This is a genomic window from Streptomyces sp. NPDC002536, from assembly GCF_053594995.1.
This window is the reverse complement of record NZ_JBSFWU010000193.1, coordinates 1-6310: the sequence shown is the minus strand read 5'-3', so window position 1 is coordinate 6310 and position 6310 is coordinate 1. Positions and strand designations below refer to the sequence as shown.

Annotated in this window: 6 protein-coding genes and 1 tRNA gene; 5 read left to right on the top strand and 2 right to left on the bottom strand. The window is 71.9% G+C overall.

What is annotated here, in order from left to right:
• Positions 1-203: 203 nt before the first annotated feature.
• A complete protein-coding gene (gene upp, locus ACWD4B_RS34855) occupies positions 204-839 on the bottom strand; it encodes a uracil phosphoribosyltransferase (protein ID WP_451424532.1) in 636 nt (211 codons plus the stop codon).
• A 171-nt stretch (positions 840-1010) separates the two neighbouring features.
• On the opposite strand from upp, the gene ACWD4B_RS34850 reads away from it, so the two are divergent.
• The 4 genes from ACWD4B_RS34850 to ACWD4B_RS34835 all read left to right on the top strand — a co-directional run bounded on the left by ACWD4B_RS34850 (position 1011) and on the right by ACWD4B_RS34835 (position 2586).
• Complete coding sequence (locus ACWD4B_RS34850) at positions 1011-1226, top strand: hypothetical protein (RefSeq protein WP_414168493.1); 216 nt, start codon at positions 1011-1013, stop codon at positions 1224-1226.
• Between the two features lie 169 nt (positions 1227-1395).
• Positions 1396-1920, top strand: a complete 525-nt coding sequence (locus ACWD4B_RS34845) for a tRNA adenosine deaminase-associated protein (RefSeq protein WP_336410474.1) — start codon at positions 1396-1398, stop codon at positions 1918-1920.
• A gap of 34 nt (positions 1921-1954) precedes the next feature.
• Positions 1955-2491 (top strand): tRNA adenosine(34) deaminase TadA, encoded by a 537-nt coding sequence (gene tadA, locus ACWD4B_RS34840; protein ID WP_451424531.1) that lies wholly within the window; start codon positions 1955-1957, stop codon positions 2489-2491.
• 10 nt (positions 2492-2501) lie between these two features.
• A tRNA-Ser gene (locus ACWD4B_RS34835) sits at positions 2502-2586 on the top strand.
• A 58-nt stretch (positions 2587-2644) separates the two neighbouring features.
• Here the strand turns inward: ACWD4B_RS34835 and ACWD4B_RS34830 are convergent.
• Positions 2645-4258 (bottom strand): MFS transporter, encoded by a 1614-nt coding sequence (locus ACWD4B_RS34830; RefSeq protein WP_451424530.1) that lies wholly within the window; start codon positions 4256-4258, stop codon positions 2645-2647.
• Between the two features lie 211 nt (positions 4259-4469).
• Here ACWD4B_RS34830 and ACWD4B_RS34825 point away from each other — a divergent pair, with 211 nt between their 5' ends.
• Complete coding sequence (locus tag ACWD4B_RS34825) at positions 4470-6011, top strand: FAD-dependent monooxygenase (RefSeq protein WP_451424529.1); 1542 nt, start codon at positions 4470-4472, stop codon at positions 6009-6011.
• Positions 6012-6310: the final 299 nt, after the last annotated feature.

Here is a 6310-nt window from a genome sequence, read left to right as displayed (position 1 = left end):
CCCTGGTGGGCCCTGACCAGCGGAAGCGCGGCGGCCGGCGGCACGGCGTGGTTTCTGGCCGACCGTGAACGCGGCCTCCGCACGGTGGCCTACCCCGCGCCCCTTAGGGGCGCGGGGAACTGCGCGAGCAACCACGGACCGCGCGCACCCGACCGACCAGGGCACCGCCCCGAAAGAGACGCGAGCGGCCCGCAGGGCTCCCGTCAGCCCGCCGTGCCGTACATGCGGTCGCCCGCGTCGCCCAGGCCGGGGACGATGTAGCCGTGCTCGTTGAGGCGCTCGTCGATCGAGGCGGTGACGACCGTGACGGGCGTGCCCTCGAGTTCGCGCTTCATGACCTCGACGCCCTCGGGCGCGGCCAGCAGGCAGATGGCGGTGACGTCGTCGGCGCCGCGCGTGATCAGCTCGTTGATCGCCGCGACCAGGGTGCCGCCGGTGGCCAGCATCGGGTCCAGGACGTAGACCTGGCGGCCCGAGAGGTCCTCGGGCATCCGCGTGGCGTAGGTCTCCGCCTTGAGGGTCTCCTCGTTGCGGATCATGCCCAGGAAGCCGACCTCGGCCGTGGGCAGCAGGCGGACCATGCCGTCGAGCATGCCCAGGCCGGCCCGCAGGATCGGCACGACGAGCGGGCGGGGGTGGGACAGCTTGACGCCCGTGGTCGCGGTGACCGGGGACTCGATGTCGACCTGCTCGGTGCGCACGTCGCGCGTGGCCTCGTAGGCGAGCAGGGTGACCAGCTCGTCGGCGAGGCGCCGGAAGGTGGGGGTGTCGGTGCGCTTGTCGCGCAGCGTGGTGAGCTTGTGAGCAACCAGGGGGTGGTCGACGACGTGGATCCGCATGACATCGACATTAACCGAGCTTTGACGCCCCGGCGCCCGCCCGTACCGGCCATGCCCGTGCGCGGAGGCCTGTCGGGGCCCTGGCATCAAACCACCGGCGAGGGGGAAAGTGGGCACATACGCCCGGTCTGTCGCTCCGGGCGAGGACCTCGGCACGAGGTGGTGCTGCCCATGGCCGGTCATGACAAGCCCAGGCGGAACGCGGACCCGGCGGATCCCGTGGAGCCCGGGACGGAGCCGGAGAGCGCCGACGAGCGCAGACGGCGGCGCGCCCAGTTCCTCCGCGAGCTGAACGAGGCCAGGGAGTTGCGGGAGCGCGTCCAGCCGCGCCGCGCCCGGGCCGCCCGGATGCGCCAGCAGATGCGTATGCGCACGTTCCGCTGGTGATGCGGCACGACGGGCCCCTGGGACCCCACGTGAGCGACATCTCTTCGGACTGCTGCACGACGCAACGCGGAAGACCTCTCGCAACGGCGAGGTTTCTGCCACGATTCCGAGTGGGCGGGGTGCTCCCCGTCCGGCCCCGGCACCGCCTATGACCAGTGGGAGAGTCACGGTGTACTTCGCCGCAATGCTCGCGCGCACCGAAGACGGGTGGGAAGCGAGCGACACAGAACTCGACAACGTGGAGACCCTGTCCGACATCGCCGACCTGGCCCGTGACAACGCGGTGGACGACGACACGGTCCTGGTGCTCATCGAGCAGGAGGACACCTGGTTCGGCATCGTGCGGGTGGACGGCGAGGACGACCCCCGCGTCTACGTGTCGAACGCCGCCCTCGCCGCCCGGAGCTCGTACGGGGCGATGCTCGTCGATGAACTGACCGGCCGCGACGAGGACCGGGGCGAGGAGCTCGGGCTCCCGGACCTCGACGGCACCGAGGACGGCGAACCCGAGACGGAGGAGGACGGGGACGACACCGCGGCCGCCGAGGCGGCGCCGTTCGGCCCGCTGGGCGACGACGGGCTGCTGGGCGACCTGGGGGTGAGCGGCAAGGAGCTGCAGAGCCTCAGCAGCGACGCCCTCGGCGAGATCGCCGACGTGCTGGGCTGCACCGAGGTGCTGGAAGCAGTGCGCTGACCCGCCCCCGGGCGGGTTCGCTCACACTGGTGCCATGAACGAAGCCGTCCCCGACCAGCCTGGCGACCCCGTGCGCGACCCGTGGCGGGCCCCGATGCGGGCCGCTCTCGAAGAGGCCGCGCGGGCGCCCGGCACCGGCGACGTGCCGGTGGGCGCCGTCGTGCTGGGACCGGACGGCTCCGTCATCGGCCGCGGCCGCAACGAGCGCGAAGCCACCGGCGACCCGACCGGCCACGCGGAGGTCCTCGCCATCCGCGAGGCCGCGCGGGCCGTCGGTGAGTGGCGCCTCTCCGGGTGCACGCTGGTCGTCACCCTGGAGCCGTGCACGATGTGCGCGGGCGCCATCGTCCTCTCCCGCCTGGAGCGGGTCGTCTACGGCGCGGCCGACGAGAAGGCCGGCGCGGCCGGCTCCCTCTGGGACGTGATCCGCGACCGCCGGCTCAACCACCGCCCCGAGGTGATCGAGGGCGTGCTGGCCGGCGAGTGCGCGGACCTGCTCACGCGGTTCTTCCGGGCTCCGTCGGGGGCCGGATCGGACACCGATTTCGGAGCAGGGCCGACCATCCGCTAAGCTCTCTCTCGGTAGCGTGTCCGAGCGGCCGAAGGAGCTCGCCTCGAAAGCGAGTGTGGCGCAAGTCACCGAGGGTTCAAATCCCTCCGCTACCGCTGACGAAGCCGCCCCGTCCTGTGAGAGCAGGACAGGGCGGCTTCTTTGCGTCCGGGGCTAGTGCGCTGCGCCGACGGGCACGTCCTCGGTCACGGCCGGGGTCTCCTGCGGCACGGCGCCGGGGGCCTCCGCAGCGGCGGCGGCCGCCTTCTGCCGGGCGTTGTGGCGGGCGCCGACGACGGCGACCAGGACCGTGGCGGCGGCGACGAAGGCCGCCATGACCCACAGCGCGGTGTGCAGGCCGTCGGTGTAGCCGTTCGCGGCCACCTCGTGGAAGGCCGCACGCGAGGCCTCGGGGACCGTGCCGGCCGGGCCGTCGAGCTGGCCCTGGTTGAGCGCGTTGGCGAGCTTGTCCGGGTTGTGCCCGTACGGGCCGTCGAACGCGTCGAGCCTGCCGTCGAGTTGGGCCCGCGTGAAGGTGACCAGCAGGCTGCCGACCACGGCGATGGAGATGGCCTCACCGGCCAGGCGCATGGTGTTGAACATGCCGGCCGCCATGCCCGCCCGCTCCGGCTCCACGCTGGAGACGGCCGCGCCGTCCATGACGCCGAAGGACACGCCGATGCCGATGCCGACCAGCGCGTACGGGCCGAGCACCGCCCAGTTGCCGATGCCGGGGTGCAGCACGGTCAGCCACGCGACGCCGGCCGCGATGAAGCCGATCGACGCGGTCACCATGTGCCGGACCGGGATCCAGCGCAGCAGGTAGCCGGTGATCAGCGGGAAGATCACCGTGGGCACGGTCATCATCATCATGTCCATGCCCGCGTGCATCGTGGTCTGGCCGTTGACCGCCGTCAGGTAGCTCGGCAGGTACACCAGGAGCGGAGTCGTGCCGAGCACGATCGCCACGACCGCGACGCAGAGCGAGACGAACTGCGCCTGACGGAACAGGCTGAGGTCGAACATCGGCCGCTCCTGCCGCTGCTCCACGACCACGAAGGCGGCGAGCAGCGCCGCGCAGGCGACGTAGGACACGAGGATCAGGGGCGACGTCCAGCCGAGGTCCGGGCCTTCGAGGAGCGCGAAGATGAGCGCGGCCAGGGAGGTGCTGAAGGTGAGCACACCGCCCCAGTCGACCTTGGTGGCCTCCGGGTCGGACGACTCCGGCAGCATGCCGGTCAGGAACACCACGGCGGTGGAGACGATGGCCGGCACCAGGAAGATCGCCCGCCAGCCGAACTCGGTCGACAGCGAGCCGGCCACGAACGGGCCGAAGGCCAGGCCGACTCCGACCGCCGTGCCGAAGACGCCGAACGCCTTCGTGCGCGCCGGGCCCTCGAAGAGCTGGGCGAGCAGGGCGCTGCCCGAGGTCAGGACCATGGCCGCCGCGAGACCCGCGATCGCCCGCATCACGTCGAGCATGACGATGCCGGAGGACAGCGCGGAGAGGTACGAGGAGGCCGCGAAGCCGATGCTGCCCGCCAGGAAGATCTTGCGCCGTCCGAAGCGGTCCGCGAACGAGCCGCTGGCCAGCATGAAGCTCGCGAACGTCAAGTCGTAGGCGTTGACGATCCACTGACCGGCCGGGAGGGAGTTGTGGAAGTCGGCGGCCACTCCCGGCATGGCGATAGAGGAACCGGTCAGCGTCACCGGCAGCAGGAACGACGCAACGACCACGGTGATGAGGCCTACAACGGGATTCCTTGCCTTTGCTGGCTTCTGGTTCATGTCCGCATGTCCGTCCTTGTCGATCGTTCGCGAATGTTCGATCAGGACGCTATGCGAGAGGCGGGCCGGGCGAAATTCAACCTCGGTGATACGCACCGGTGTTACTAAAGTGAACCGCCAGGTGTCTTGCGGTGCGCAGCCGCGCCCGACGCGCGGACACCGGCTTAACGTGCTCCGGAAAGCCGGAAAAGGCCGATGAGGAGCGATATCCATGTCTGAACCCGTAGTCGTCGTCGGCGCGGGCCCCGTCGGGCTCGTCCTCGCATGCGAACTGCTCCAGCAGGACGTGCCCGTGAGGATCCTCGACGCGGAACGCGGCCATTCACAGCATTCGCGCGCCACGGTCGTCTGGCCCCGGCTGCTGGAACTGCTGCGGCGCATCGACGTGACGGACCGGCTCGCGGCGGAAGGGCAGCGGATCCAGGGCGTCCAGTACTTCTCGGACCACGCGCCCCTGGGCACCGCCTGGCTGAACCGGCTGCAGGCGACGCCCTATCCGTTCGCCGTCGGCATTCCGCAGACCAGCACCGAGGACATCCTCGAACAGCGGCTCCACGAACTCGGCGGAAAGGTCGAGCGCGGCTGCACCCTGACCGCCCTCGACACCTCGGGGCCGCTGCCGGTGGCCCGCTTCACCCAGCCCGACGGCATCACCGAGGACATCACGGCCTCCTGGCTGGTGGGCGCCGACGGGGCGCACAGCACCGTCCGCAAGCTGCTCGGCATCCCCTTCGACGGCGAGCGGCTCTCGGTGTGCTTCGCGATCACGGATGCCGAGCTGTCGGGGAACATCGCCCCCGACCTCGTCAGCTACTGCTACACCCCGCAGGGCAGCCTCGCGCTCGGCCCCGTGGGGGACGGCGTGCAGCGGGTCGCCGTCAGCGTGCCGCCGGAGACCGCGGGCGAGGAGCCCGGCCGCGAGTTCTTCCAGCGCATCGTCAGCGAACGCGGCCCCGGTGGCGTCGAGTTGGGCGAGCTGCGGTTCAGCACCACCTTCCACGTCAACATCCGCACGGCCGAGTACTTCCGCTCCGGACGCTGCTTCCTGGCCGGCGACGCCGCGCACATCATGAGCCCGGCCGGTGCGCAGGGCATGAACACCGGGCTGCAGGACGCCTTCAACCTCGGCTGGAAGCTGGCCGCCGTGGCCCGCGGCCGGATGGAGGAGTCCGCGCTCGACAGCTACGGCATCGAACGCCGGGCCGCGGCGCATGCGGTGACGCGTTCCACGTCGCTGCAGACCCGCTGGGGCTTCCTGCGGCACCCCGCACAGATCGCCCTGCGCGACGGGATCGTCCGCGCCGCCGACCGCACCGGAATGCTGCAGCGGCAACTGGCTCCCAAGATCGGGCAGATCGACGCCACCTACCGCCCCGAGACGGTCAAGGCCCCCCGCAACGGCCGCCTCGTGCCCGGCGACCGGGTGCCGGTGCTGCTCGGCGAGGGCGGCACCACCGGCACCTGGACGGCCGTGGCGCGCGACAACTGGACCGTCCTGCTGCACGTGGGCCGCAACCGGCCGCACAACTGGCACCTTACGGCTGCCGCCGTGCGCCGGGAGGCCGGGGGTCTGGCGGAGGTGGTCGAGACCCCCAGCCAGTCCCACGGGCCGGTCGCTGCGGCCTTCGGGCCCCGGCCGGTCGCCGCGGTCGTCCGTCCGGACGGTCACCTGTACGCGACGCTGACCACGCTCCGCCCGGGCGAGCTCGCCGGCGTCCTGCGGGAGGCCCGTAGGGACCCGCGCCCACAGTAAGTTCCGTGCCCCGAAGGGGCGCGGGGCTGTTGCTCCCCCAGCTACCTCCCCCAGCTACCGCTGGGGGTGCCCCCAGGAGGTACCCCCAGCGGCTCCGCCGCGTGGGCGCGATCAGCCACGACGCGCCCGCAGTCGACGTTCCCGAGACCCCGGCCCCGTAAGGGGCGCGGGGAACTGCGCGACCAGCCACCGACGGCCTGCAGCCGGCGCACCACCCCAGGGGTCCGGGGCGAAGCCCCGGGAACCTCGACTGCGGGCGCGTCGTGGTTGCTCGCGCAGTTCCCCGCGCCCCTTACGGG